Origin of the sequence: Sorangium aterium (genome assembly GCF_028368935.1) — a bacterium.
In the GTDB taxonomy this organism is placed as follows: Bacteria; Myxococcota_A; Polyangia; order Polyangiales; family Polyangiaceae; genus Sorangium; species Sorangium atrum.
In genome coordinates this window covers 599617-623638 of the sequence record NZ_JAQNDK010000001.1, presented here as the reverse complement: position 1 = coordinate 623638, position 24022 = coordinate 599617, and the positions used below count along the sequence as shown (strand labels likewise).

Genomic DNA, 24022 nt, shown 5'->3' with positions numbered 1-24022 from the left:
CTCCTCACCCGCGCTGCAGACGATGGCGTCGACGGCGGTGCGGCGCGGCGCGCCGCCCGCGGGCCACGTCACCCGAAGATGGGCAGGTCTTCTTCCTCGGAGAGCGGGAATCGCTCCACGAGCGGATCGTCCGCGATCCCCGCCAGCTTGCGCAGCGCCTTGTGGATGTGCCCCGGCTTGAGCCGGACGCCGCCCTCCTTGGGCTCGAGCGTGACCGGATCGACATCGAGCGGGTTATGCCGGTCGTCCGTCGCGCCGATCACCCGGTTCCCCGCGACGCCTGCGCCGGCCAGGATCATGCTGGTGATGTTCCAGTGGTCCTTGCCGTTGCCCTCGTTGTAGCCCGGAGTCCGCCCGAAGTCCGAGCCCACGACGAGGACGATCCGGTCCGCGAGGCCCTGCTCCTCCGCGGCGGTCAGGATGAAGTCGATCCCGTCGCAGATCTGGTCGAGCCGCGGGATGTGGTTGTCGTCGTGGTTCCCGTGCGTGTCGAACCCGCCCACCGACAGGTTGGCGCTCACGCAGATGCCGGCGCGGTAGGCCGCGAGCGCGACCTGCGCTTGCCGCCGCAGCGAGGCCTGCTCGAACTCGGCGGGCAGGTACTGGATGAGCTGCTTGAGCTCGTTCTGCCCGACGCGCGACGTGAAGAGCGTGCTCATCGCCTGCTTGACGTGGGGCAGCCGCTGCTGCTCGAGCTTCGCCGCGTGCCGCGCCTGCCGCGCCTCGAGGATCCGCGTCATCGTGGCGTCGGTGTGGTACTGCTCGCGGTTCTCTTCGTTCCCCGGATCGATCCTGTTCGGATAGGCGAGCCGCTGCAGGAGGCCGGTGTCGGGTATGCGGGTGACGGCCACGACGTTCGCCGTCGCGTCGTAGCCGCCGTTGCTGATGAACCCCATCGGCAACGAACCGCCGTGGACGCCGGCCACGAGCGCCGCGAAGCCCGGTTTGCCCTCGCGGAGCGTGCCGCACCACGTGTTGCGGACGCCGGCGTCGTGGCTGTTCGTCCCGGTGTCGATGCCGTTGATGACGAGCAGCTTGCTGTAATGCTTCTTGAAGAACGCGTCGTTGCCGCCGACCGGCGCGTACTTGAGGTTGCCGGCGGTCCCGATCGCCTCGCGCAGGTAGCTGCGGTTCATCGCTTGCCGGGTCTTCTGCTCCTCTTCGTCCAACGCGCCCTTGGGATCGCAGAGGCTCGTCGGGTCCCAGCCGCCGCTCGCGTGGATGTGGACCCAGAGCGGGCCCTCGTAGGGGCCGGCCGCGGCGGCGTCCCTGGACAGCACGCCCCCTGCGACGACGCCGAGGCCCGCCATAGATGCCAGTTTGAGGAAATCTCGACGTTCCATGGCTGCTCCTACTGGTAAAGAAACCTGAAGTCCGAAAGGAGATAGGTCATGACGCTCATCCACGCGCGGATCGTGTAGTTCTCGTCGCGCGTGAGCTTCTGATCGTCGGGGAGCCCCTCTCGAGTCCAGTAGTCGTTGTGCACCTGGCAGGGGCCGGGCAGCGATTTCGAGAGCCGGCCCTCCTCGCCCTCCGGCTTCGCCATGCCCGCCTTGCCCTCCTCCCACGTCTCGAGGAAGACCTTGTACGTCCGCTCGATCTCGGGATCACCGAGCTCGAGCGACTCGCCCAGCACCCGCTTGTGCAGGTACTGGATGTTCTGCTTGATCCCCTCGACGGCCGGCAGCACGTCGAAGTCGTTCGTGTCCCGCGGCTCGAACGTCGTCTCGACGTACGGGAAGAGGAGCCGCTCCTCCTGCGGCAGGTAGAGATCGCGCGGCACCGCGATGCACGCCATCTCGTTCGCCATCCGGTCGGCGATGTTGGCCATGATCCCGTTCGGCTCCGTGATCCGCTGGATCACGTCCTGCGAGTCGATGCCGCCGTACAGCATGCGGTAGGCGTCGCGCCGGAGCAGGAAGTCGTAGCGGACGCCGTCGTCCTCGAACGCCCGCGGGCGCCACGGGTACCCCGTCACCGCCCAGATCTTCCGGTGCAGCTGCTCGGGCCCGAGGAACCGCGTGCCGCCGAGCTGCGTGAGCGCCTCGCCCCGGGACGCCTGCGCCACGTTGCGCGCCCGGAAATAGGGGCTCTTGACGATGGCCTTGACGACCGTCTTCAGGTTGTAGCCGCTGTCGGCGAAGTCGTGCGCCATCGTGTTGAACGCGTGGTACTGGGCGAGGTACGCACGGAACTTGGCGTTGAACTCCGGATCTTCGTTGGTCGGCGCGACGAGCGGCTGTTGCCCGGTGAGGCCGCTGTACATCGTGTAGACCGCCGAGAGCGCGAAGCGGGGGTCGTCGGCGACCCGCTTCGCCACCCACGAGAGCGCGCTCGGGAACTCGCTGAACGGCACCGATTCGGCGCCGAAGCCCGGCGGCCGCATGTCCTCGTACCAGGTGTCGTCCTCCTTGTACCGGCCCGCGGAGTCGAAGCTGTGGAACCCGCCTGACAGCGGGTCCAGGGCGGCGTGGCAGACGGTGCACGCCGCGTTGTTCATCGTCGGGTTGAAGTCGGTGATCTTCGTCTGATCGAGCGGCTGCTCGGCCGTCTTCAGGATGTCGGTGCCGAGGAAGAACTGATAGACCATCCTCGCGCGGTGGCGGTTCCTGTTGGTGTTCGTCGTCGGGTGCCTGGACAGGAAGACGGGGGAGGTGAGCACGCCGGCGAGCGGGATCGGATCGCGCTTCGCCGGGACGAACTCGTCCGGATCCGCGTCGTTCTTGAACTCGGCCGTCACGCCGTACGCCCTGGCGGAGAAGGGGCTCACGACCGTGTAGTCCGCGGTGAGGACCTCCTTGAAGGACCTGTCGTTCCGCACGATGTAGGCGATGAGCTCGAGCGGCTCCCTGCCGACGGCCCGGTTCGTCCAGCTCTTCAGCTTGTTGGCGACGTCCTCCAGGTCCCGCGCGCCGTACCTCGCGACCAGCGCCGGATCCTGAGGGAGGCTGTTGTACCACTTCGGATCGTACGCGTCGCTCCGCAGCAGATCGACGGCCTCCTCGCCGTTCAGATAACGATCGGTGAGGAAGAGATCGTTGTAGATCTCCTTCAGCCGCACATAGAACGTCTCCTCGGTGAGCATCTGGTCCAGGATCGGATCCAGCGCGGCCATGCCGCTCTGCGCGACGGCCTCCTCCTCGGCCTCGGTCGGCAGGCGCCCGGCGAGCTCGAGGCTCGCCGTGCGGAGCGTCTCCACCGGCCCGCTCATCACCACGCCGGCGAAGGACGCGTTGACGTCCGTCTCGCAGGACGACGGCTCCTTCGTGCGCTCCACCATCGCCCGGAGCGCCTCGACCTCGGGGCTGTCCGAGGCGAGGACCTTGCCGCCGCCGTGCTCGATGGCCTTCGTCGGCTTGAGGAGGACGTACGACTCGCCGCCGAGCTCGAGCCCGGCGAGCGACTTGAACGTCGCGAGGTTCTTGTCGAGGAACCCCGCCTCGCTGCTCCCGGCGAGGATCAGCTTGGATTCCGCCGCCTGCCCCTGCGGGTTATGGCAGCCGATGCATTTCGTCGAGAGGATGGGGACCCACACCTTCTCGGCGAAGAATTGCTCGTCGGAGATGCACGGGCCTTCGGCCTCGCTGCTGCAACCGGTGGACACGGACGCGAGCGCGCTCGCGCCCGCGGAGAGCCCCAGGAGCCCCAGGGCCGTCGCGGCGCGCTTCCGGAGTGACCATCCTATTCTCGGCATAAGCATCCTCGCCGGGAGCGCTCGCGCGACTCCCACGTTGAGGGGACCGGGAGAGCGGAGCCCCGAACCGCGTTGAAAGAACCACACACCGACAGCCCTATCGCAGGGCGCCTCCGCCCCGCGATGGTCGGGTCCTCGTTCATCGACCATCGACACCCGATGAGGCGAGCTGGACGAACGCCCGCTTCATCGCTTGCGTAGACCACGTACTCTAACCTCTCGAGGGCCTCTCCCGCTATGCGCTCAGCACATCGCTTGATCAGAATTTCTCGTTGTTGCCTGTAGTAACTGTGAAGTTTTGCGACGAGAGGCTGCGGCTCCTCCGGAAGCCACGTACCCGGTGCGCCCAGGTGGGCGCTCGCTCCCGCGGGCGGGCGGAGCGTGCGTGGATGTGGTCAAGACAAGGGAAATCGAATAACCGTTGGATATGAGCTCGACGAGGGATGCGACCCGCGCTCGCGCGGTTCAGTGGTTTGTTCGCGGCGGCACGCTGCGGTCGACGGGCCGGGATCCCGTCAAGATCGGCATCGCGCCGATCGTGGTGGGGCGCGATCCGAGCTGCGGTGTGGTCGTCGACGATCCGGAGGTCAGCTCGACGCATTGCGATCTTCGCGCGGAGGGGCCGGGCGTGCTCGTCCGCGATCTCGGCAGCAAGAATGGGACGTTCGTGTCGACGGTCCGCATCCGCGAGGCGATCTTGACGGCCGCGTGCGCCATCCAGATCGGCGGCTCGGTGCTGAGCTTCGAGCCGCTCGAGAAGGAGCGCGTCGACGTCGGCTTCGACGAGAGCTTCGGCCCGCTGATCGGCGCCTCGCCGCGGATGCGCCACCTGTTCCGCCTGCTGCGCGAGGTGGCCTCGACGGAGCTCTCGCTGCTCATCACCGGGGAGACGGGCACGGGCAAGGAGCTCGCGGCGCAGGCCATCCATGACGTCTCGATCCGGCGCGGCGGCCCGTTCGTCGTCGTCGACTGCGCCTCGCTGCCGGGCGCGCTGGCCGAGAGCTTCCTCTTCGGGCACGAGCGCGGCGCCTTCCCCGGGGCGAACGATCGGAGGAGCGGCGCCTTCCACGAGGCGAACGGCGGGACGATCTTCCTCGACGAACTGGGCGAGCTGCCGCCCGATCTCCAGCCGAAGCTGCTGCGCGCGCTCACCGAGCAGAAGGTGAAGCGCGTCGGGTCGCGGATCTACGAGCCCGTCGACGTGCGGATCATCGGGGCGACGCGCCGCGACCTCGGCCGCAGCATGAACACTGGGCGCTTCCGGAGCGATCTCTTCTTCCGGATCGCCCAGATGCGCATCGAGCTGCCGCCGCTCCGCGAGCGGCGGGAGGACATCCCGCTGCTCGTCGAGCGCGTCTGCGAGCGCCTGGGGTGCCCCGAGCGCGCCGTGGAGATGGTCAATCTCATCACCACGACGCTCGGCCAGCACGATTTCCCCGGCAACGTCCGCGAGCTCATGAACGTCACCAGCGTGGCCGCGAGCCTGCCGCCCGGGGCCGAGGCGATCGCCTCGATCCTGCCGCTCGAGGGCGGCGGCGACGTGGTCGTGCCGACGTCGGCGTTCGGCGAGGCGAAGCGGAGCGCCGTCGCGGCGTTCGAGCAGCGTTACTTCAGCGAGCTGATCCGCGCGACGGGCGGCAACGTCAGCGAGATGGCGCGCCGCGCGGGCATGGAGCGCCACCACGTGCGGATGTTCTTGAGGAAGCACGGGCTCACCGCGAAGCAGTGAGGGCTCGGCGGGGCGAGGGCGCCGAGCGTGTCCTAGGCGCCGCCCGCGCCGCCGCTGCCGGTCGGTCCGCCGCCCGCGCCGCCGCTGCCGGCCGGGTCGCCGCCCGCGCCGCCGCTGCCGGCCGGGTCGCCGCCCGCGCCGCTGCCCGTCGTGGCCGCGGCCGTGGTCGTGGCCGGCCCCCCGCCGCAGCGCTCCACGCCGCGGCAATCCGCGCAGGAGCAACCCTCGAAGTACTCCGCGCACGAGCCGTTGTCCGTGCAGTGATCCGTGCACCGCGGGGTGCCCGTGCAGTCGGGGCAGGTGCAATCCTCGTTGACGTTGCATCCCTCCGCGTCGTTGCACCCGCGCCTCGGGCTGCAGGCCGCGACGGTGCCCGCGCAGTCCTGGCAGGTGCAATCCTCGCCGTCGGGGGCGTCCGGCCGCATGTCGCAGGCGCCGTCGTCGTTGCAGCGGCCGAGGCAGCTCGCCGTGTCGGAGCAGTCGGGGCAGCTGCAGCTCTCGGGGACCTGGGCGAGGATCGTACACCGTCCATCCGGGCTGCCGCCGAAGCAGCCGAAGCCGAGCGAGCCGCCGGCGCCGGCGACCGTGGCCGCCACCGTCGTCGAGGTCGTATCGGTCGCTTCATTGCTCGAGCAGCCGCCGCTCGCGGCGAGCCCGAAGACGATGGAGGAAACGAGGAGTGCAAGAAAGGCGCGCATGTCCGGCAGCATCCCTCTCCAGCGCGCGTCACGTCAACACCGCACGTCGCGCTGCGCCAGGAGGGCGCTCAGCGGAATGCCACGCTCCTGTCCGCCGTCTTCGCGCGGACGGCCGCGCGCTCGCGCGCGAGGAACTCGCGCACCGCGGCGTCCAGGCGCGGATGCGCGATGTGGTGCGCGCTGTGGGTGACGCTCGGCGCGAAGCCGCGAACGAGCTTGTGCGACCCCCCTGCGCCCGGCTCGAAGCGGCGCAGTCCCCGGGCGATGCAGTCCTCGACCGGGTGATAATAGCAGACGTTGAAATGCAGGAACGGGCGCTCCTCCGATGCGCCCCAGTAACGGCCATAGAGCGTCGTGGGCCCGGCGAGGTTGAGCGCGCCCGCGATGGGGCGTTTGCCCTCCCGCGCGAGGACGATCTCGACGCCTCCCTGGGCCCCGCCGCCGCGCAGGCGGGCCGTGATCTCCTCGAAGAAGGCGCGGTTCAGGTACTGCCGGCCCCAGGCGAACTTCTCCACGGTGGAGACGTAGAAGCCGAACATGGCATCGACGATCTCCGGCGTGATCTCCGCGCCGCGCAGCGTATCGATCGACAGCCCCTGCCTCGTGGACTCGCGCATTTCGCGCCGGATCTGGTGCCGCCGCTTCGCGTTGAAGCGCGCGAGGAAGTCGTCGAGCGTCTGGTACCCCTCGTTCTCGAACTGGAACTGGACGCCGCAGCGGTGCGCCATGGCGGCATCGGAGAGGGCGGCGGCCTCGTCCTCGGTCGGGAACAGGACGTGGGCGCTCGAGATGCGGCTCCGCGCGACCAGCTTGCGGAGCGTCTCGGCGAGGACGGGGAGGAGCGCCGGGCGGTCCTCCGGCCGCCGCACGAGCAGCCGCGGCGTCGTCGCGGGCGTGAACGGCACCGCGACGACGAGCTTCGGGTAGTACGGCGCGCCGATCTGGTGGGACGCAGAGGCCCAGCCGTGGTCGAAGACGAACTCTCCCTCGCTGTTGTCCTTGAGGTAGGCGGGCGCCGCGGCGAGCAGCGCCCCCTCGGCCCGGAGCGTGATGTGGTGGGGCAGCCACCCCGCCTCCTCGCCCACGCACCCCGTCCGCTCGAGCGCGTCGAACCACGCCCACGTCAGGAACGGCGCCTCGCTCACCCCGTGGAGCGCGTTCCACTCGCTCTCCGGGATGTCGCGGATGGTGTCGTGGACGTGCGCTTCAAGCTCCATGGCCGATCATAGCAGCGCGCGTCGCGCCGCCTGGCCGGCTCACGAGATCCTGGATCGACCGCGCGCCGGAGCGGGCCACGAGGTCCGACAGCCCGCGCGCGATCGCGGCGGGGAGGAGGGGGCCGCCGTAGATGAAGCCCGTGTAGAGCTGCACGAGGTTGGCGCCCGCCTGGAGCTGGTCCATCGCGTGCTCCGCCGACTCGATGCCCCCGGCGCCGATCACCGTGACGCCGCTCCCGAGGCGCGCGCGGATGCGCCGCACCATCGCGAGCGAGCGCTGCCGGAGGGGCGGGCCGCTCAGCCCGCCGGCGCCCATCGCCTCGACGGCCTCCGGGCTCGTCGCGAGCCCGTCGCGCCGCACGGTCGTGTTGGTCGCGATGACGCCGGCGAGGCCCACCTCCTCGACCACGGCGAGCAGCGCCTCGAGCTCCTCGTCGCCGAGGTCCGGGGCGACCTTGATGAGCAGCGGCAGCGGCGCCCCGGCGGCGCGGTTCTCCCGCGCGATCGCGGAGAGCAGCGCCCGCGCGATCGCCGGCCCCTGCATCGCGCGGAGGTCCTTCGTGTTCGGCGACGACACGTTGATCACGACGAAGTCGGCCGCGCGCCGCGCCTCCCGGAAGCTCGCGAGGTAGTCGTCGATCGCGGGCTCGATGGGATCGAGCGGCGCGACCCTGGACTTGCCGATCGAGATGCCCACCGGCACGCCCACGGCCGCCGCGCCGCCGCGGCCGAGGAGCCGCTCCGTGACGCGGGCCGCGCCCTGGTTCGGGAACCCGAGCCGGTTGATGAGCGCCCGGTCGGCCGGCAGCCGGAAGAGGTTCGGCGGCGGGTTCGCGGCCTGGGGCTGCGCCGTGACGGTGCCGAGCTCGACGAAGCCGAACCCGAGGGCGGCGAGCGCGCGGGCCCGGCGCGCATCCTTGTCGAAGCCGCCCGCCACGCCGAGCGGGGAAGGGAAGTCGAGCCCCATGGCGCGCACCGCGATGCGGCCGTCCCGGGGCGCGAGGCGGGCGTGCACGAGGGCGCGGAGCGGCGCGGCGTGCTCGAGCGGGGCGAGCGCGAGCATGCCGAGCTCGTGCGCAAGGCTGGGCGGCAGCGCGAAGAGGAGCGGTCGGACGAGGCGGTACATCGGGGCGCGTCTCCGTTGCGGGTTGCGGCGTGCGGCGTGCGGCGTCGGAGGGAGGTCCTGCGAGCGGCGCGGTGGTGGCGGATACCATGGCGCACCGGCCGCGTGGGCCGCCATCTCGGCGTGCGGCGTGAGCGAGCGCGTCCGCGCACGGAAGCGTGCGCAGGGAGGCGTGCCGGCGCGCCGGGCGGGGCTCGGCTGCTCTGCTAGACTCCGCGCCCTCCATGACGTCCCCCGAGATCCTCGATCGCGCAGGCGATCCCAGGCCACTGACCGACCTTGGCGAGCGCTTCGCGAGGAGCGCGGACGAGATGGCGGCGCTGCGCGAGCGCGGCGTCGCGGCCGCCCGCGACCTCTGCGCGTTCATCGATCGCTCGCCGACGCCGTACCACGCCGTGCGCGAGGTCGCCTCGCGGCTCGTGGCGGCCGGCTTCTCGGAGCTCGGGGAGCGCGACGCGTGGGCGGTCGCTCCGGGCGATCGCCGCTTCGTCATCCGGGGCGGGTCGACGATCGTCGCGTTCGTGGTCGGGGCCGAGCACCCGGCGCTCGGCGGCTTTCGCGTGATCGGCGCGCACACCGACTCGCCGAACCTCCGGGTGAAGCCGAGCGCCGAGCTCTCGCGGAGCGGCTACCAGCAGCTCGGGGTCGAGGTCTACGGCGGCGTCCTGTACTCGACCTGGCTCGACCGCGATCTCAGCGTGGCCGGCCGCGTCCACGTGCGCAGGGACGGGCGGATCGAGCGCCTCCTCGTCGACCTGGTCCGCCCGGTCGCCCGCGTCCCGAACCTCGCGATCCACCTGAACCGCGGGGTCAACTCCGAGGGGCTCGTGCTGAACGCGCAGAAGCACCTCGTCCCCGTGATCGGCCTCGGCAGGGAGGCCGATCTCAACGCCCTGCTCGCGCGCGCTATCGACGCGCCGCGCGACGCCATCCTCGGCTTCGATCTCTGCCTGTACGACACGCTCAAGGCGTCGCTCGGCGGCCTCTCCGACGAGTTCATCTTCGCGTCCCGCCTGGACAACCTCGCGAGCTGCCACGCCGCGACGGCCGCGCTGATCGGCGCCGCTCCTTCCGCCGCGACGCGCGTCATCGCGCTCTACGATCACGAGGAGTGCGGCAGCCGGAGCGCCGTGGGGGCAGCGGGGAGCGTGCTCCGCGACGTGCTCGCGCGGATCGTCGACGTCTACCCGGCGCGCGAGCCGCAGGCGTTCGCCCGCGCGATGGCCGGGTCGCTGCTCGTCTCGGCGGACATGGCGCACGCGGTGCACCCGAACTACGCCGATCAGCACGAGCCGCGCCACGCCCCGCAGATCAACCGCGGGCTCGTGATCAAGTCGAACGTGAACCAGTCCTATGCGACCGACGGCGCGACGGCCGCCGCGCTCGAGGCGCTCTGTCACGACGTGGGCTACGCCCCCCAGCGCTTCGTCGTGCGCAGCGATCTCCCCTGCGGCAGCACGATCGGCCCGATCACCGCGGCCTCGCTCGGCATCGCCACGGTCGACGTCGGCGCGCCGATGCTCAGCATGCACTCCTGCCGCGAGATGGCCGGCACGCTCGACGTCCACCTCTCTATAGAGACCTACCGCCGCGCGCTTTCATGAGGCGGGCGCCCGCGGCGGATACGGGCCCACCTCGGCGTTTTCGGTGCTCAGCGTACGAGAGTACGCTTCCGCGCCGAAAACGCCGATCTGGGCCCGTCTCCTGTGCGGGGGCCCGCCGCGATCGCCTCGTTGGGGGGAGAGTGCGCGCGGAAGAGACGCGCGCGCTAGCGGCCGCGGGTGTCGTGGGAGAGGAGCGTGAAGCCGATGAGCTTGTACAGGAGGCGGGCGCCGACGTTGCCGTCCCAGTCGTCGTTGTCGTCCTTCGGCGCGACCTCGTTCAGGTCGAAGCCCACGATGCGCCGGCCGCTCTTCTGGATGCGGCCGATCAGGGCGACGGCTTGCTGGAACGTCAGGCCGCCGGGGACGGGCGTGCCGGTGCTCGGGCACAGCGTCGGATCGAGGCCGTCGATATCGAAGGTCACATAGACGTCGTCGGGGAGATCCTCCACGATCGAGTCGGCGATCAGGTGGAACGGCTCCCCCTCGAAGAGCCGATCGGCGATCGATGCATCGATGTGGGCGACGATGCGCCCGTTCGACTCGCGGATGAACCGGAGCTCGTCTTCGCTCATGTCGCGCAGCCCGACCTGGACGATCCGCGGGATCTTCGGGTGGTTCGTCGCGACGTTGTGCATGATCGAAGCGTGGGAGTCGGTGAATCCCTCGTACGCGTTGCGGAGATCGGCGTGCGCGTCGATGTGCAGGATCCCCATTCCCGGGTAACGCGCGGCGTGCGCCGCGATCGCGCCGTAGGGGGAGGAGTGGTCGCCGCCGATGACGCCGACGAGCTTGCCCCGCTCCATCCATCTCATGGCGATCTCCGTGACGCGCTCGTTCAGCCGGCGAGACAGCGCGTTGACCGCCGCGAGGCGCGCCTCCAGGTCCCGGTCGCCGGCGACCTCGCCGTGCGCCGCGATCACCGGCTCGGCCGCCGCGGAAGCCTCCGCGTTCCAGCGCACGATGTCCGGATCGACGTCGAGCATCGCGATGCCCTGCTCGTACGGTCTGCCCGTGTGCAGATCGAAGAGGTCGACCTGCCGGCTGGCCCGCAGGATCGCCCCCGGGCCCTTGGCGGCGCCGCGGCGGTAGGACACCGTCGGCTCCCACGGCACCGGAACGAGGACCACCCGGGCGTCCTCGGCAGTATGTGGCAGCCCGTAAATCCCGTTTCCGATGGCGGGACCGTTGGGATCGAAACCGAGGGGGGATGAGCTCACGCGGCCACGTTGGCGGTTCGCGACCAGGTCGTCAAGCGCGAGCCGCCTCCGGCCCAGCGCACGCCGGAGCGCGCCGGAGCGCCCCGGAGCGCTCCACCGCACGCGCCGCCGAGCACCGGCGGAGCGGCTTCCTCACCGGCACACCGGCGGAGCGGCTCCCACGCCTGCACACCGATGCGAGGTGCGTAGAGACGATCGCACCGAGCGCGAGACATCGGCGTGAAACACGGATGTCGGGTGAGGATGGCGCGACGCGCGCGTCGGAAATGCAACTTCTGGCTTCCAGCTGCGACGAAATGCGCTAGGAAGAGCGCCGAGAAGATGGGCCGCTGCGCCCGTCCGGGCCGGCCAGCGCTGCTCGGCGCTGCCGGTCGGTCCGGCGCGCGGTCCTGGTAGTAGCCGCGAAGAACAGCCATGCTCCGGTACCGCGCCGATATCAAGACGCTCCTCTTCGTCGCGACGTATTTCGTGCTCGTGACGGTGCAATGGGTCTACGCGCCGCGCGCGCTATGGCTCGCGATTCCGCTCCTCGCCGCGACGTGCGTGCTCTCGTTCCTCGGAGCGGTCGCGACCCACAACGCGGTCCATTGCCCGGTGTTCCGGCAGCGATGGATGAACCGCGCGTTCCAGATCGCGCTCACGCTCACCTACGGACACCCCGTCAGCGCCTACGTCCCGGGCCACAACCTCAGCCACCACAAGTACACGCAGTCCTCGCGCGACGTGATGCGGACGACGAAGGTACGCTATCGGTGGAACCTGTTGAACGGCCTCTTTTTCATGAGCCGCGTGGTGCGGGACATCCTGCCCGCCGACATGCGCTACTTCAAGGCGATGTACCGACGGAACCCGCCGTGGTTCCGTCAGATGCTCCTCGAGTCGGCGGTCTTCCTCGGCGCGATGGGGGCCCTGCTCGCGCTCGACTGGCAGAAGTTCCTCCTCTACGTCCTGATCCCGCACCAGTATGCCGCGTGGGGGATCGTGACCATGAACTACCTCCAGCACGACGGCTGCGACGAGAGCAGCGAGTACAACCACTCGCGCAACTTCGTCGGCCGCCTGGTCAACTGGTGGACGTACAACAACGGCTTCCACTCCGTCCATCACATGGAGCCGGGCCTCCACTGGAGCCTTCTTCCCGCCGAGCACGCGAGGCGCGTGGCGCCCTTCATCCACCCGGGCCTCGACCAGCCGTCGCTCCTCGCCTACCTCTTCCGCAGCTTCGTCTGGCCTGGCAAGCGCCTGCGCTACGACGGCGCCCCGGTCGTGCTCCCGCCGGAGGAGCCCGACGAGGAATGGATCCCTGGCCCGAAGGAGACGCCCGGCGACGTCTCGCTGGGCGCGATCGCGCCCGGCTGAGCCCGCCGGCTCCTGCCCCGCGCTGGAGGCTCGGCGCCGCCCTCCTGGGGCGGCGCGTCGGGCGCCTGGCCGAGTTCTGCTGGGGTGGGGCCACGCCGGTGTGGCGCGCGGTCCTGCGGCGCCTGGACGCCTCCCGAGAGGCACCTCGCGGCGACGATCGGGAGGCCTGGGTCGTGGCCGTCGCGAGGGGGTAGGGGGCTGGCCCGGCGCCGGGGGCGCCGGGCCCTTCGCGTCCCCCGGTCAGCGCGGCTGATTCTCCCGCGGCTGGTCTCCCCGCGACTCGCCGCCCCGGCGGCCGATCTCGGCCATGTGCTGGCGATCGCCGCTCACGGCCTCGCCGCCTTTGCGGCCTATCTCGGCCATGTGGGCCCGGTCCTGGCTCACGCGCTCGCCGCCCCGGCGACCGATCTCGGCCATGTGCTTGCGGTTCTGGCTGACGACCTCGCCGCCCTTCTTGCCGGCCGCGCGGGCCTCGTCGCGCGTGAACTCGTGCGCCGTGCCCTTCTCGTGGGCTGCCTTCCCGCCCTTGCTGGCGATCTTGCGCTGACGCTCCTCGTCCATGGCAGCGAAGCCGCGCTGCTGCCGCTCGTGGGCAGCTCGCTGCGACGCTGACGAAGGCGGGGGTTCGCTCGGCGAGGCCCCTCTCTCCTCCTGCCCCTCCTCACTCCTGGAAATCATACGATCATCCATGCTCGCCATCATCCTCTCCTTACGGTTGGCTCGCTCGATTCAGGTCTCCGAACGGGGCCTGCGAGCCGGTAAAGGACGGCGTTCCCCCCGTCCCCTCCCGGGCCGGTCGAGACCGGCGATGGCCGCTCTCTCCCGGTGTCGGTCGGGGAACGGCGTTCGCCGCCCCCTCCCGGTGTTGGTCGGGGAGCGGCGTTCGCCGTCCCCTCCCGGCGCTGGTCGGGGAGCGGCGTTCACCGCCTCCCTCCCAGCTGCGGAAAGGCCGACAGACCCTTTCCGCGAAGGCCTGTTGTGCCGGGCGGAACAACGTCAAGCGGGCTGAAGGTTGGGACGCGACGAATTAGGGGGAGGTTCACCTAGCGTGTTTTGGAAACAGCGGCGAACCTGGAAATACCGAGAACGTCGTGCTCCCGCAGCGAGTCAAGCCCTCTTGGCGAAATCCCGCATGAACGCCGTGAGGCGCTCCACCGATGCAACGGGTACTGCGTTGTAGATCGAAACCCGGATACCCCCGGTCGACCTGTGTCCGGCGAGCCCCACCATACCCTCCTTTGCGGCCTCGGCGACGAAGCGTTTTTCCATCTCCTCGCTGGCCAGCCGGAACACCACGTTCATGAACGAGCGGCTCTCCTTCTCGACCGGCGCCCGGAAGACGTCCGGGTGCGCGTCGATGGTTTCGTACAGCAGCTCACCCTTCTTGCGATTCCGTCGCTCGACCTCCTCGAGCCCACCGATCTCAAGCGTATACGCGAGCACGTTGCGCATGAGGTAGATTGCGAATGTCGGAGGTGTGTTGTAGAGCGAGTTGTTGGCAGCGTAAGTGGCATAACGGAAAATGACGGGAATGTCTTTTCGCGCGCTGTCAACGAGATCCTTGCGGGCGATCACGACCGTGATCCCGCTCGGCCCGATGTTCTTCTGGGCGCCGGCGTAAACCAGGGCAAACCTGGAGATATCCATCTTGCGCCACAGGATGTCGGACGACATATCCGCGACGAGCGGCACGTCGCCCGTATCGGGCAGCCAGTGCCACTGCGTGCCGAACAGCGTGTTGTTCGTCGTCATGTGGACGTAGGCGGCGTTCGGATCGAGCGAGAGCTCTCCCTGGTGGGGGATGCGGGTGTACCGCTTGTCGACGGCTGTGCTCCCGGCCACGCGCACCGTCCCGACGCGCTTCGCCTCCTCCAGCGCCTTCTCCGACCAGCCGCCGGTCACGATGTAATCGGCGCTCCTGCCGGGCGGCAGGAGGTTCATCGGCACGACCGCGAACTGCATGGCCGCGCCGCCCTGCATGAACAGCACGTGGTAGTCGTCGGTCAGGCCGAGCAGCTGCCGGAGCAGCGAGATCGCCTCGTTGTGCACCGCCTCGAACGCTTTGCCGCGGTGGCTGTGCTCCATGATCGACATGCCCGTCCCCTCGAAATCGAGGAGCTCGCGCTGCGCGCGCTCGAGGGCGGGGAGGGGGAGCCCGGCAGGGCCGGCGTTGAAGTTGTGGACACGCGCCATGGTGCTTCTCCTGAGGTTCAAGTCGGCGATTCCTGATGCCGCCGTATCGGCCGTATACCACGGGGGGCACCGCCTCCGCCGGACGGGCCGAGCAGGAGCGCAGCCGCGGCGGATGGAGCCGCGCCGGGTCCGGCGTCTCGGACCTGCCCGCGGCCGCGATCTGGGCTAAATTCACCGCTCCGGAGGGCGAGTGATGCTGGTGACCCGCGAAGAGATGGCGTTCGATTTCCAGGGCGCCAGGCTCGATCCCGTCAAGGACAAGGACGTGATCGTCTGGGCCGTGCAGCAGTTCCTCTACGGGGAGATCACCGGCGTCCAGATAGGGCACTGGCTCTACAACGCCCCCGACCTGGAGTCCGCGCGCTTCCTCGCGCGCCAGGCCGTCGAGGAGTTCCAGCACGTCGGCAACTTCCTCCGCATCCTCGAGATCCTGGGCGCGCCGCCGGACAAGGCCGCCTGGAGCGTGCGCTTCCTCGCGACCGGGCTGATGGGCGGGGACTGGGCCGAGCATGTCGCCCTCGAGATGGCCCTCGGCGAGGGGCTCGTCCTCCAGGCCTTCTACGCGATGATCGAGACCGTGGATGAGCCGGAGATCGTCGCCATCCTGAAGCGCGGCGTGCGGCAGGAAGAGCGGCACGTCGACTTCGGCGAGCAGCAGACGAGGAAGGCCATCGCGGGCAGGCCCGCGCTCCGGAGGCGGCTGCTCGGCCTCGCGCTGGTGTCGCTCTGGGGCGTGTCGCGGCTCGAGGCGTTCATGAAGAAGCGCCTGCCGATGGATCACCCGGCGCTCAAGCGCCTGCCCGATCTGGTGCGCCATACGGTGCGGATCGCGGAGCTCCGGCTCATGCGGATCGGCCTGACCGAGGCGCCGATCTCGTCGATGTCGGCCGGCCGCAAGCTCGCGCTGGTGGCGGAGGCGTACGCGGGCAAGCTCGCGCTCGGCCTCGCGTCGTGGGTGCTCTCGGTGCTGCTCTTCCCGCTCCGGCTGCTCGGCCTCGCGGGGCCGAAGCGGCTGACGGACACCTACCTGAGCGATCCCCTGGTCGCGCGCGGCGGCCGCCTCGGCGCTGGCGCGGAAGCTGGCACGGACGACGACCCGGGCGACGCCGGTGAGCAGGCGGGCCCGGGCGGCGCGCAGGCGGGGCACGGCGCGGCGGCGCGCGCCTGAACGCGAGGTGGAGCGTGGCTGACGGCGAGGACGAGGAGCGAGCCACCCCGGCGGCCTTCGCGGCGGGGCCTCGCGGGGCGCGCCCCGCCGTCTTGCCCGCGTTGCCCGCGTCGCGGGAGCTGCCGCTCTTCGCCGAGCTGCCCGAGCTCTCGGGGCAGATCCCGTGGCGCCCCCTCGCGCACGCGCCGACGCCGGTCGTCCCGTGCGCTGCGATCGAGGGGTACCTCGGGCGCGGCGGCGTCTGGGTGAAGCGCGACGATCTGATCTCGCCGCTCTACGGCGGCAACAAGGTGCGTCGCTTCGAGTTCCTGCTCGCGGACGCGGAGCGGCGCGGGGCGAGGACGCTCGTCACCGTTGGCGGGCTGGCGTCGACGCAGGTCACCGCCACGGCCCTCTTCGGCCGCGCGCTCGGCTTCGCCGTCACCGCGGTCCTGTTCGATCAGCCGATCACCCGGTTCGGCCGCGGCGCGCTCCTCGCCGACGCGGCCAGCGGCGCCGAGCTCGTCCATGGCGGCGGCTACGCGACCACCGCGGTCCGGGCGATCCGGGCGCTGCGACGGGCCGAGCGGCCGTATTTCATCCTGCCAGGCGCCTCGTCCGCCCTCCCGTGCCTCGGCTACGTCGACGCGATGCTCGAGCTCGCGGAGCAGGTCCAGCGCGGCGAGGCCCCCCGGCCCGATCGCATCGTCGTCCCCTCGGGGACGGGCGGCACGCTGGCGGGGCTCGCGCTGGGCGCCGCGGTGCTCGGCTGGCCGACCACGATCGTCGGCGTTCGCATCACCGAGCGCATCGCGTCGAACCGCGCCGTCGTCCGGTACGAGATCGGCAGCATGAAGCGCCTGCTCGCCCGGCGCGCGCCGCGCTTCACGCGGCGTCGGCTCCCGCCGGTCCGCTTCGAGATCGATCACCGCGCGATCGGCCCCGGGTACGGCATGCCGACCCCCGCGTCCATCGCCGCGATCCCCGAGGTGGAGCGGCTGATCGGCGTGCCGGGGGAGGTCACGTACAGCGCCAAGGCGCTCGCCGCGCTGCGCGGGATCGCGCAGGAGCGCCCGCGGGAGACGATCCTCCTCTGGCAGACGCTCTCGAGCGCGCGCCCGCCGCTCGCGGAGGGCGGCGCGGCGGCGCTCCCGCCGGCGTTCGCGCGGTTCTTCGAGGGGGAGATCGCGTACTGAGGGCGCGGCGTGGTCGACGCGCCGCGCCGTGGCGTCACTTCAGGCGCAGGCTGTTCACGAGCTTGTCGAAGTCGGCGCGCGCCCCGGTGACCGTCTTCTCGGGGCCGGTCATCTTGAAGAACCAGAGCCCGCCGGACGGCGTCTCGGCGATCGCGCCCAGGAGGGCATAGTTCGGCTTCGGATCCGAGGCGGGCATGCCGGGCATCCCGGAGCCGGCGAACGTCCCCTTCACCTCGACGACCGTGACCTTGAGATCGCCGGCCTTGAGGTCGGTGCGCTTGGGGGAGTCGTCGCTCTTCTGGGAGAACTGGCCAGCCCAGCGCGTGATGTTCGCATCCACGCTGCCGCCCGCCTGGCTCACGCTGAGCTCGGCGTCCTCGGTGTCCCCGGCGGCGCGCTTGATCTTGTACGTGGCCTTGCGCATCGCGTTGGGGTTCGGCGCGCTCTCGAAGCTCGCGGGGGCGTCCCACGCGAGCTCGCCGCCGCCCGCCTGCTGGCCGCTGGCCGGCGCCGGCTTCGGAGCGGGCGTCGCCTCGGCGGGCGCGGCGGGCGTGCTGGTCGTCGGCGGCTCGGGCGCTGATGTGGCTGTCGGCTCGGGGGTCTTCGAGCACGCCGCGGCGAGCGCGGCGACGAGCGGCAAAACCATGGCGGAGCGGAGCTTGATCATCGTGGGAGGCCTCGGCGGGGTTCGCGGCGACTGTAGTCGCCGTGCCCGCAGCCTCAAGCCGGATCGGACCACGGGGAAGTCCCGGCGCGCTCTTGCCGGAGGCGCCCGGCGGGTCGTTCAGCCGCGCGCGTTGCCGTGATACCACCAAAATACAAATTCATGGACCCCACCTTCCGGCGCGCGTTCAACGCTGCCTTCGGGCCGTCGACCTACGCGGACTACCTCGGCCGGCTCGAGCGGCGGCTCGGGTGCGCGATCCCGTTCCGTGTCGCCGAGACGCCGCTGTTCCTGCCCGACAGGCTGCGCGAGGACCTCGAGCGCTCCGCGACGGAGATCGTTCGGCAGATATCGAGCCCTGAGCTCATCGAGCAGATGAAGCGCGCCATCCCTGCGCACCTCGACGTCCCGGGCATGGATCCGCTCCCCAACTGCGCGCAGGTGGACTTCGCGATCGTGCGCGGCCCGGACGGCGAGCTCACGGGCAAGGTGGTCGAGCTGCAGGCGTTCCCGTCGCTCTACGCGCTCATGCTCGTCCAGGTCGAGATCATGGCCGAGGTGCTCGCCGGGATGCCCGGGCTCGACCGGCGCTGGTCGTGCTGCTTCGGGGGCCGGAGCACCGCCGACGTCCTCGCGCATCTGCGCCGCGCGATCCTCGCGGGAGAGCCCGAAGAGTCGGTGATCCTGCTCGACCTCGCGCCGGAGAAGCAGAAGACGTACCCCGACTTCGTGGCGACGAAGCTCCTCGTCGGCGTCGACGCCGTCTGTCCGACGGCGCTCGTTCGGGAGGGCAACCGGCTGTTCCGCCGCGTGGGCGGGCGGCTCGTCCAGGTCCGCCGCCTGTACAACCGCGTCGTGTTCGACGAGCTCGAGTCGAAGCGGGTCGAGCTCCCGTTCCGGTACGGCGATCCGCTCGACGTCACGTGGTGCTCGCACCCGAACTGGTACTGGACCTGGTCGAAGTACACGCTGCCCTACATCGATCACCCCGCGCTCCCGCGGTCGCGGACGCTGAGCGCGCTGGACGGCGCGCCCCTGGATCTCGAGCGCTACGTGCTCAAGCCGCTGTTCTCCTTCGCGGGCTCCGGGGTGAAGGTCGACGTCACGCCCGAGGACATCGCCGCGATCCCGGAGGGGGAGCGATCGCGCTGGCTGCTCCAGGAGAAGGTCGCTTACGAGCCGGCGCTCGTGATGCCCGACGGGAACGGGGTGAAGGCCGAGGTCCGGATGATGTTCCTGCGCGCGCCGGACGAGCCCGATCTCTCGCTGGTGCTCAACCTGGTGCGGCTCTCGCGCGGGAGGATGCTCGGCGTCGATCAGAACCGCGACCTGACCTGGGTCGGCGGCACCGTCGGGATCTGGCCTGTCGACTGAGGTCGCGCGCGAGGGCGTCTCACGCGCGCCGCGCGCCGAGGACGAGCGCCGGCGCGCGCTCAGGCGATGAGCGCGATCTGCCACGCGCCGAGGACGATCGCCGCCGCGGTCGCTCCCAGCGCCACCTGGACGACGGGGCGCCGCGGCGCGGGCCGGTTGCGCAGCGAGAGGCCGGCGACGACCCCGATCGCGGCGCCGCTGAGCAACCCGAAGGCGTGCGCGCCGAGGTCGGAGCGTGGGCTCGCGCCGAGGGCGCCGAGGAGCGCGAGGCCTCCCACGAGCGGCGCGACGAGGTGGAGGAGGTGGCGCTTCTCGCCGCTCTCCCTGTCGTGCGCGCGGTCGAGCATGAGCTGCGTCGCGGCGAGCAGCCCGATCGCGCCGAACACCGCGGTGGAGGCGCCGATCGAGGCGTGGTGCTGTCCCATGCTCTGGTGCCAGAGCGCGTTCGCGAAGTTCCCGATCGCGCCCGAGGCGACCACGGCGAGCGCGGCGCCGCCCGGCCCGAGGCGGCGCTGCACCGCGGACGCGAAGACCGTCCCGGAGATGACGTTGCCGAGCACGTGGGCCGAGTCGGCGTGCAGCGTGAGCGCGGTGATGGCGCGCCACGGCTCCGGTCCCACGACGAGGTCGGCGACGGAGGTGCCGCGCTGGAACCAGCGTCCGCCGCCGCTCGCGGGCCCGGTGACGAGGAAGAAGAAGAGGGCGAGCGCGGCGAACGCGACGCCCGCGACCATGGACGGAGGGTGGCGCAGGCGCTCGCGCGGGCGGCGTGGGGGCCAGTCGCGGTTCTCCGCCTCGTACCGATCGATCGAGCCTGCGGCGAGGGCGTAGTCCTCGTCGCGCACGAGGATCACCCAGCCCGCCGGCGTGTACCGCACGGCGTGCCAAAGCTCGCTCGACTGGAGGACGAGGGCCCATTCGCGGACCTTGCGCTCTGGCATGACGGGGCCGATGGCCGTGAGCCCGAGGCCGTGATTTTCCGCCTCTCCGGAGGAGGCATCGCCGTTCTGGATCATCGCCGTCCTCTCCCAGCGCGCCGGCGGCAGGATCGCGATCGGGACGAACGGCTCGCCAACTGCATCTCGAACACAGACACGGTTCTGTTCGCCCACGGCGGGTCCTCCACGGTTCGTCGACCCCAGGTTCATCGAAACGTGCGGATGAGCCCGGAAGCTGTCAACGCCGGGTCTCCGGGAGCCTGACCGTCTCGTCGTCACGCCCAGCGCGGCTCTCGCCGCCGGCTCTGTGCGCGCGCTGCGCGGCCGAGCCCTTGTGCGCGCGCCGCAGCGGTGGCAGTGCGTGGTTGTGTCGACGGCCATCACGCAGGGCATCCGGGTCACCGTCTCGACGGTCTACGTCCCCACGCAGTCATCCCCGACGGAGCACCGCTACGTCTTTGCTTACACCGTGCGGATCGCCAACGAAGGCACCGAGCCCGCCCAGCTGAGGACGCGGCACTGGATCATCACGCACGGAAGCGGAAAGGTGGAGGAAGTGCGCGGCCCTGGTGTCGTCGGCCAGCAGCCCTCGCTCAAGCCTGGCGAGCACTTCGAGTACACGAGCGGCTGTGTGCTCGAGACCCCGCGCGGCACGATGCGCGGCACCTACCAGATGCACCGCCCCGACGGCCGCGTCTTCGACGCCGAAATCGCGTCGTTCACCCTGGCGATGCCCCACTCCCTGAACTGACCCCGCCCCGCCCCCCGCCCCCCTAGGAAGAGCCAGCGGGGAGGGTGTGCCCGTGCGCGCGGGCGGCGGGGTAGGGCCCCACGAACCCGAGCGCCGGCCTGCATCGCAGCCCATCGCTCCCGACCCGCGTCTCCCCGTACCCACGGCAATCGCCTCCCAAAAGGCGCGAGTTCGTGGGAGGGGCCCCCGCCGCCCGCGCGCACGGGCACACCCTCCCCGCTGGCTCTGTCGCAGCCGTCCTAGCCGACCGTCTCCGGCTCGACCGCCCCCCCCTTCGCCTTGGCCTTCTCCGCCTCCGCGCCCCCCCCGTTCGCCGCCGAGAACTTGAACGTGAACTCCCCGTCTTCGAAGTCGACGGCGACGTTCCCCCCGTTCTCGAGGGCCCCGAAGAGCAGCTCGTCCCCGAGCCGTCGCTTGATGTCGTTCTCGATGACGCGCCCGAGCGGCCGCGCCCCGTTCGCCGGATCGTACCCTCGCGTCGCGAGCTCCGCCCGCGCCCGGTCCGTCACCTCGACCGTCACCGACCGATCCGCCAGCATCGCCGCGAGCTCGCCGATGAACTTGTCCACGATGCTGCCCATCACCGACGGATCCAGCGGCCGGAACATGATGCGCGCGTCCAGCCGGTTCCTGAACTCCGGGCTGAACGTGTTCTTGTAGGCCTTGTCGTCGTCGCCCGCCGTCCCTCGCTCGCCGAAGCCGACGCGCGTCTGCGCGAGCTCCCGCGCGCCCACGTTGCTCGTCATGATCAGCGCCATGTGGCGGAAGTCGCTCTTCTTGCCGTTGTTGTCGGTCAGCGTGCCGTGGTCCATCACCTGGAGCAGGACCTGGAACACGTCCGGGTGCGCCTTCTCGATCTCGTCGAGCAAGAGCACCGCGTGCGGCGTCTTCGCCGCCGCCTCCGTGAGCAGGCCGCCGCGGTCGAAGCCGACGTAGCCGGGCGGCGCGCCGATGAGCCGGGAGACGGTGTGGCGCTCCTGGTACTCGCTCATGTCGAACCGCAAGAACCCGATGCCGAGCGCCTTGGCGAGCTGCTTCGCGAGCTCCGTCTTGCCGACGCCGGTCGGCCCCGAGAAGAGGAACGAGCCGATCGGCTTCTCCGGCGCGCGCAGCCCCGCGCGCGACAGCTTGATCGCCGACGCGAGCTGCTTCACCGCCTCGTCCTGCCCGAAGATCACCGAGCGCAGCGATTCCTCGAGATCCTTGAGCTGCGCCTTGTCCGACGTCGACACCTGGCGCGGCGGGATCTGCGCCATCTTCGCGATGACGAGCTCGATGTCGGACGCCTCGACCGTGTACCCGTCGCCGTGGCGGAGGCGCGCCGCCGCGCCCGCCTCGTCGAGCAGATCGATCGCCTTGTCGGGCAGCCGGCGATCTTGCAGGTACCGCGCCGACAGCTTGGCCGCGGCCTCGATCGCCTCGGCCGTGTACGTGATCTTGTGGAACTCCTCGTAGCGCTTCTGCAGCCCCTTCAGGATCTGCGCCGTGTCGTCGACCGAGGGCTCCGACACCTCGATGCGCTGGAAGCGCCGCGCGAGCGCGCTGTCGCGCTCGAGGTGGCCGCGGTATTCCTGGAACGTCGTCGCCCCGATGCAGCGCAGGCGGCCCGAGGCCAGCGCGGGCTTGAGCAGGTTCGACGCGTCCATGGTCCCGCCGCTCGCCGCGCCGGCGCCGATGATCGTGTGGATCTCGTCGATGAAGAGGACCGAGCCCGGCTGCTTCTCGAGCGCGCGCAGCACCGCCTTGAGGCGGTTCTCGAAGTCGCCGCGGTACTTCGTGCCTGCGAGCAGCGCGCCCATGTCGAGCGCGTAGACGGTCGCGTCCTTGAGCGGCGCGGGCACGTCCTTCTTCTCGATCCGCTGCGCGAGCCCCTCCACGATCGCCGTCTTGCCGACCCCGGCGTCGCCGATGAGCAGGGGGTTGTTCTTGCGCCGCCGCGCGAGCACCTGGATCGTGCGGGCGACCTCGTTCTCTCGGCCGACCAGCGGGTCGATGCGGCCCTCGGCCGCCTCCTTGTTGAGGTTCATCGTGAACGCCGCGAGCGGATCCTTGATCGGCTGCGCGGCGCCGGGCTCGCCGCCCTCCTCCGGCGGCTCCTCGCGGAGGCCGTCGTCCTGGCCCGTCTTCGAGATGCCGTGCGAGATGTAGTTCACGACGTCGAAGCGGCTGATGCCCTGCTCGCCGAGGAGCGTCACCGCCGGGCAGTCGCGCTCGGCGAACATCGCCACCAGCACGTTCGCCCCCTTGAGCTCCTTCTTGCCCGAGGACTGCACGTGCATCGCGGCGCGGCCGACCACGCGCTGGAACCCGAGCGAGAGCGTCGGGCTCGTGTCCGTGTCCTCCGGCAGCACCTCGATCTCCTCGTCGAGGAAGCGCTCGAGCTTCTTCTTGAGCAGCGGGGTGTCGCCCCCCGCGTGCCGGAGGACCTCGGCCGTCTCCTCGTCGAAGAGCAGCGCGTAGAGCAGGTGCTCGATGGTCACGAACTCGTGCCGGCGGCGCGAGGCCTCCCGGGTGGCGAGCGAAAAGGCGATCTCAACTTCGGGGCTGATGCGCATGGTCATTCCGGCTCGGCGGTCAACCGAAGGGGCATCGCGTGCTCCTTGGCGAAGTCCTGGACTTGGGCGACCTTGGTCTCGGCGACATCCTTCGTGTACACGCCGGCGACCCCGTGGCCGCGGTGGTGCACGCTCAGCATGATGTGCGTGGCCTCCGTCTCGGTGCGGTGGAAGAACTTCATGAGGACGAGCACGACGAACTCCATCGTCGTGTAGTCGTCGTTGTGAAACACGACCTTGTAGCGGCGGGCCTTCTCGACCTTCCGTTCCCGCTCGGTCGCGAGGTCGCCCTGCTTGTCTTCTCTTTCCTCAGGATCGTTCGGCATAAATCCGTCGGGAAGGATAGCAAGAGCCCCGCCCCGGCGAGCGGCCGACGAAGCTGGCTCATGCCCCGGAAGCATGCTCCGCCGCGGCGCCGTTCGCCACGCGTGGGCCTGGATTTTCCGTCCGCTGTGGCGCCAGGCTCATGGAACCGGGCCGAGGTGCTGCTGGGTTCGTTCGCGGGCGCCGGCCTGGCCTGGCTGGCTCCGGCCGGCGGGGCGCCGCCGCCCCGCCGCGGGCGC

General features: G+C 70.8%; 19 protein-coding genes. 7 read left to right on the top strand and 12 right to left on the bottom strand.

Going from position 1 to position 24022, the window contains the following annotated elements:
- Positions 1-68: 68 nt before the first annotated feature.
- Positions 69-1343 carry a DUF1501 domain-containing protein gene (locus tag POL72_RS02095; protein ID WP_272093301.1) on the bottom strand — a complete coding sequence of 425 codons (1275 nt, stop codon included), beginning with the start codon at positions 1341-1343 and terminating at the stop codon, positions 69-71.
- Between the two features lie 8 nt (positions 1344-1351).
- The gene (locus tag POL72_RS02090) at positions 1352-3694 is read right to left on the bottom strand and encodes a DUF1588 domain-containing protein (RefSeq protein WP_272093300.1); all 2343 of its coding nucleotides are present in this window, start codon (positions 3692-3694) and stop codon (positions 1352-1354) included.
- A gap of 427 nt (positions 3695-4121) precedes the next feature.
- Here POL72_RS02090 and POL72_RS02085 point away from each other — a divergent pair, with 427 nt between their 5' ends.
- Positions 4122-5423: an FHA and sigma-54 interaction domain-containing protein gene (locus POL72_RS02085; protein WP_272093299.1), complete on the top strand. Its 1302-nt coding sequence runs from the start codon at positions 4122-4124 to the stop codon at positions 5421-5423.
- A gap of 32 nt (positions 5424-5455) precedes the next feature.
- Here the strand turns inward: POL72_RS02085 and POL72_RS02080 are convergent, their stop codons facing one another.
- The 3 genes from POL72_RS02080 to POL72_RS02070 form a co-directional block, all read right to left on the bottom strand.
- On the bottom strand, positions 5456-6121 hold the full coding sequence (locus tag POL72_RS02080; protein WP_272093298.1) for a hypothetical protein: 666 nt from the start codon (positions 6119-6121) through the stop codon (positions 5456-5458).
- A 68-nt stretch (positions 6122-6189) separates the two neighbouring features.
- Complete coding sequence (locus POL72_RS02075) at positions 6190-7338, bottom strand: GNAT family N-acetyltransferase (RefSeq protein ID WP_272093297.1); 1149 nt, start codon at positions 7336-7338, stop codon at positions 6190-6192.
- On the bottom strand, positions 7328-8464 hold the full coding sequence (locus tag POL72_RS02070) for a quinone-dependent dihydroorotate dehydrogenase (RefSeq protein WP_272093296.1): 1137 nt from the start codon (positions 8462-8464) through the stop codon (positions 7328-7330). The genes POL72_RS02075 and POL72_RS02070 overlap by 11 nt, the downstream gene beginning before the upstream one ends.
- 221 nt (positions 8465-8685) lie before the next feature.
- Here POL72_RS02070 and POL72_RS02065 point away from each other — a divergent pair, with 221 nt between their 5' ends.
- Entirely contained in the window at positions 8686-10065 is a 1380-nt protein-coding gene (locus POL72_RS02065; protein WP_276596368.1) for a M18 family aminopeptidase, read from the top strand.
- 164 nt (positions 10066-10229) lie between these two features.
- Here POL72_RS02065 and POL72_RS02060 read toward each other — a convergent pair whose 3' ends face one another.
- Complete coding sequence (locus tag POL72_RS02060; RefSeq protein WP_308738105.1) at positions 10230-11192, bottom strand: agmatinase family protein; 963 nt, start codon at positions 11190-11192, stop codon at positions 10230-10232.
- A gap of 504 nt (positions 11193-11696) precedes the next feature.
- Between POL72_RS02060 and POL72_RS02055 the strand changes: the two genes are divergently transcribed.
- Complete coding sequence (locus POL72_RS02055; RefSeq protein WP_272093294.1) at positions 11697-12641, top strand: fatty acid desaturase family protein; 945 nt, start codon at positions 11697-11699, stop codon at positions 12639-12641.
- 240 nt (positions 12642-12881) lie between these two features.
- Here POL72_RS02055 and POL72_RS02050 read toward each other — a convergent pair whose 3' ends face one another.
- Both POL72_RS02050 and serC read right to left on the bottom strand, forming a co-directional pair.
- Positions 12882-13319: a KGG domain-containing protein gene (locus tag POL72_RS02050; RefSeq protein ID WP_272093293.1), complete on the bottom strand. Its 438-nt coding sequence runs from the start codon at positions 13317-13319 to the stop codon at positions 12882-12884.
- A 429-nt stretch (positions 13320-13748) separates the two neighbouring features.
- Positions 13749-14834, bottom strand: coding sequence for a 3-phosphoserine/phosphohydroxythreonine transaminase (gene serC / locus POL72_RS02045; RefSeq protein ID WP_272093292.1), 1086 nt, complete (start codon positions 14832-14834; stop codon positions 13749-13751).
- A gap of 193 nt (positions 14835-15027) precedes the next feature.
- Between serC and POL72_RS02040 the strand changes: the two genes are divergently transcribed.
- Positions 15028-16002 (top strand): ferritin-like domain-containing protein, encoded by a 975-nt coding sequence (locus tag POL72_RS02040; RefSeq protein ID WP_272093291.1) that lies wholly within the window; start codon positions 15028-15030, stop codon positions 16000-16002.
- 14 nt (positions 16003-16016) lie between these two features.
- Positions 16017-17177, top strand: a complete 1161-nt coding sequence (locus POL72_RS02035; RefSeq protein ID WP_272093290.1) for a 1-aminocyclopropane-1-carboxylate deaminase/D-cysteine desulfhydrase — start codon at positions 16017-16019, stop codon at positions 17175-17177.
- A gap of 34 nt (positions 17178-17211) precedes the next feature.
- On the opposite strand, the gene POL72_RS02030 is transcribed toward POL72_RS02035, so the two are convergent.
- Entirely contained in the window at positions 17212-17844 is a 633-nt protein-coding gene (locus POL72_RS02030) for a hypothetical protein (RefSeq protein WP_272093289.1), read from the bottom strand.
- A 159-nt stretch (positions 17845-18003) separates the two neighbouring features.
- Between POL72_RS02030 and POL72_RS02025 the strand changes: the two genes are divergently transcribed.
- The gene (locus tag POL72_RS02025; RefSeq protein WP_272093288.1) at positions 18004-19215 is read left to right on the top strand and encodes a hypothetical protein; all 1212 of its coding nucleotides are present in this window, start codon (positions 18004-18006) and stop codon (positions 19213-19215) included.
- Positions 19216-19274: 59 nt separating this feature from the next.
- Here POL72_RS02025 and POL72_RS02020 read toward each other — a convergent pair whose 3' ends face one another.
- Complete coding sequence (locus tag POL72_RS02020) at positions 19275-20327, bottom strand: rhomboid family intramembrane serine protease (protein WP_272093287.1); 1053 nt, start codon at positions 20325-20327, stop codon at positions 19275-19277.
- Positions 20328-20514: 187 nt separating this feature from the next.
- On the opposite strand from POL72_RS02020, the gene apaG reads away from it, so the two are divergent.
- Positions 20515-20904, top strand: coding sequence for a Co2+/Mg2+ efflux facilitator ApaG/CorD (gene apaG, locus POL72_RS02015; RefSeq protein WP_012237023.1), 390 nt, complete (start codon positions 20515-20517; stop codon positions 20902-20904).
- A 239-nt stretch (positions 20905-21143) separates the two neighbouring features.
- On the opposite strand, the gene clpA is transcribed toward apaG, so the two are convergent.
- Entirely contained in the window at positions 21144-23465 is a 2322-nt protein-coding gene (gene clpA / locus POL72_RS02010; RefSeq protein WP_272093286.1) for an ATP-dependent Clp protease ATP-binding subunit ClpA, read from the bottom strand.
- Positions 23462-23785 (bottom strand): ATP-dependent Clp protease adapter ClpS, encoded by a 324-nt coding sequence (gene clpS / locus POL72_RS02005; protein WP_272093285.1) that lies wholly within the window; start codon positions 23783-23785, stop codon positions 23462-23464. The genes clpA and clpS overlap by 4 nt, the downstream gene beginning before the upstream one ends.
- Between the last annotated feature and the right edge of the window lie 237 nt (positions 23786-24022).

What these genes read in the sequence shown, in the direction of transcription:
- POL72_RS02030 (WP_272093289.1), bottom strand. Translation starts at nt 17,844, where the DNA reads ATGATCAAGCTCCGCTCCGCCATGGTTTTGCCGCTCGTCGCCGCGCTC.
- POL72_RS02025 (WP_272093288.1), top strand. Translation starts at nt 18,004, where the DNA reads ATGGACCCCACCTTCCGGCGCGCGTTCAACGCTGCCTTCGGGCCGTCG.
- POL72_RS02095 (WP_272093301.1), bottom strand. Translation starts at nt 1,343, where the DNA reads ATGGAACGTCGAGATTTCCTCAAACTGGCATCTATGGCGGGCCTCGGC.
- POL72_RS02090 (WP_272093300.1), bottom strand. Translation starts at nt 3,694, where the DNA reads ATGCCGAGAATAGGATGGTCACTCCGGAAGCGCGCCGCGACGGCCCTG.
- POL72_RS02050 (WP_272093293.1), bottom strand. Translation starts at nt 13,319, where the DNA reads ATGATTTCCAGGAGTGAGGAGGGGCAGGAGGAGAGAGGGGCCTCGCCG.
- clpS (WP_272093285.1), bottom strand. Translation starts at nt 23,785, where the DNA reads ATGCCGAACGATCCTGAGGAAAGAGAAGACAAGCAGGGCGACCTCGCG.
- POL72_RS02065 (WP_276596368.1), top strand. Translation starts at nt 8,686, where the DNA reads ATGACGTCCCCCGAGATCCTCGATCGCGCAGGCGATCCCAGGCCACTG.
- clpA (WP_272093286.1), bottom strand. Translation starts at nt 23,465, where the DNA reads ATGACCATGCGCATCAGCCCCGAAGTTGAGATCGCCTTTTCGCTCGCC.
- POL72_RS02055 (WP_272093294.1), top strand. Translation starts at nt 11,697, where the DNA reads ATGCTCCGGTACCGCGCCGATATCAAGACGCTCCTCTTCGTCGCGACG.
- serC (WP_272093292.1), bottom strand. Translation starts at nt 14,834, where the DNA reads ATGGCGCGTGTCCACAACTTCAACGCCGGCCCTGCCGGGCTCCCCCTC.
- POL72_RS02080 (WP_272093298.1), bottom strand. Translation starts at nt 6,121, where the DNA reads ATGCGCGCCTTTCTTGCACTCCTCGTTTCCTCCATCGTCTTCGGGCTC.
- POL72_RS02075 (WP_272093297.1), bottom strand. Translation starts at nt 7,338, where the DNA reads ATGGAGCTTGAAGCGCACGTCCACGACACCATCCGCGACATCCCGGAG.
- POL72_RS02085 (WP_272093299.1), top strand. Translation starts at nt 4,122, where the DNA reads ATGAGCTCGACGAGGGATGCGACCCGCGCTCGCGCGGTTCAGTGGTTT.
- POL72_RS02070 (WP_272093296.1), bottom strand. Translation starts at nt 8,464, where the DNA reads ATGTACCGCCTCGTCCGACCGCTCCTCTTCGCGCTGCCGCCCAGCCTT.
- POL72_RS02040 (WP_272093291.1), top strand. Translation starts at nt 15,028, where the DNA reads ATGCTGGTGACCCGCGAAGAGATGGCGTTCGATTTCCAGGGCGCCAGG.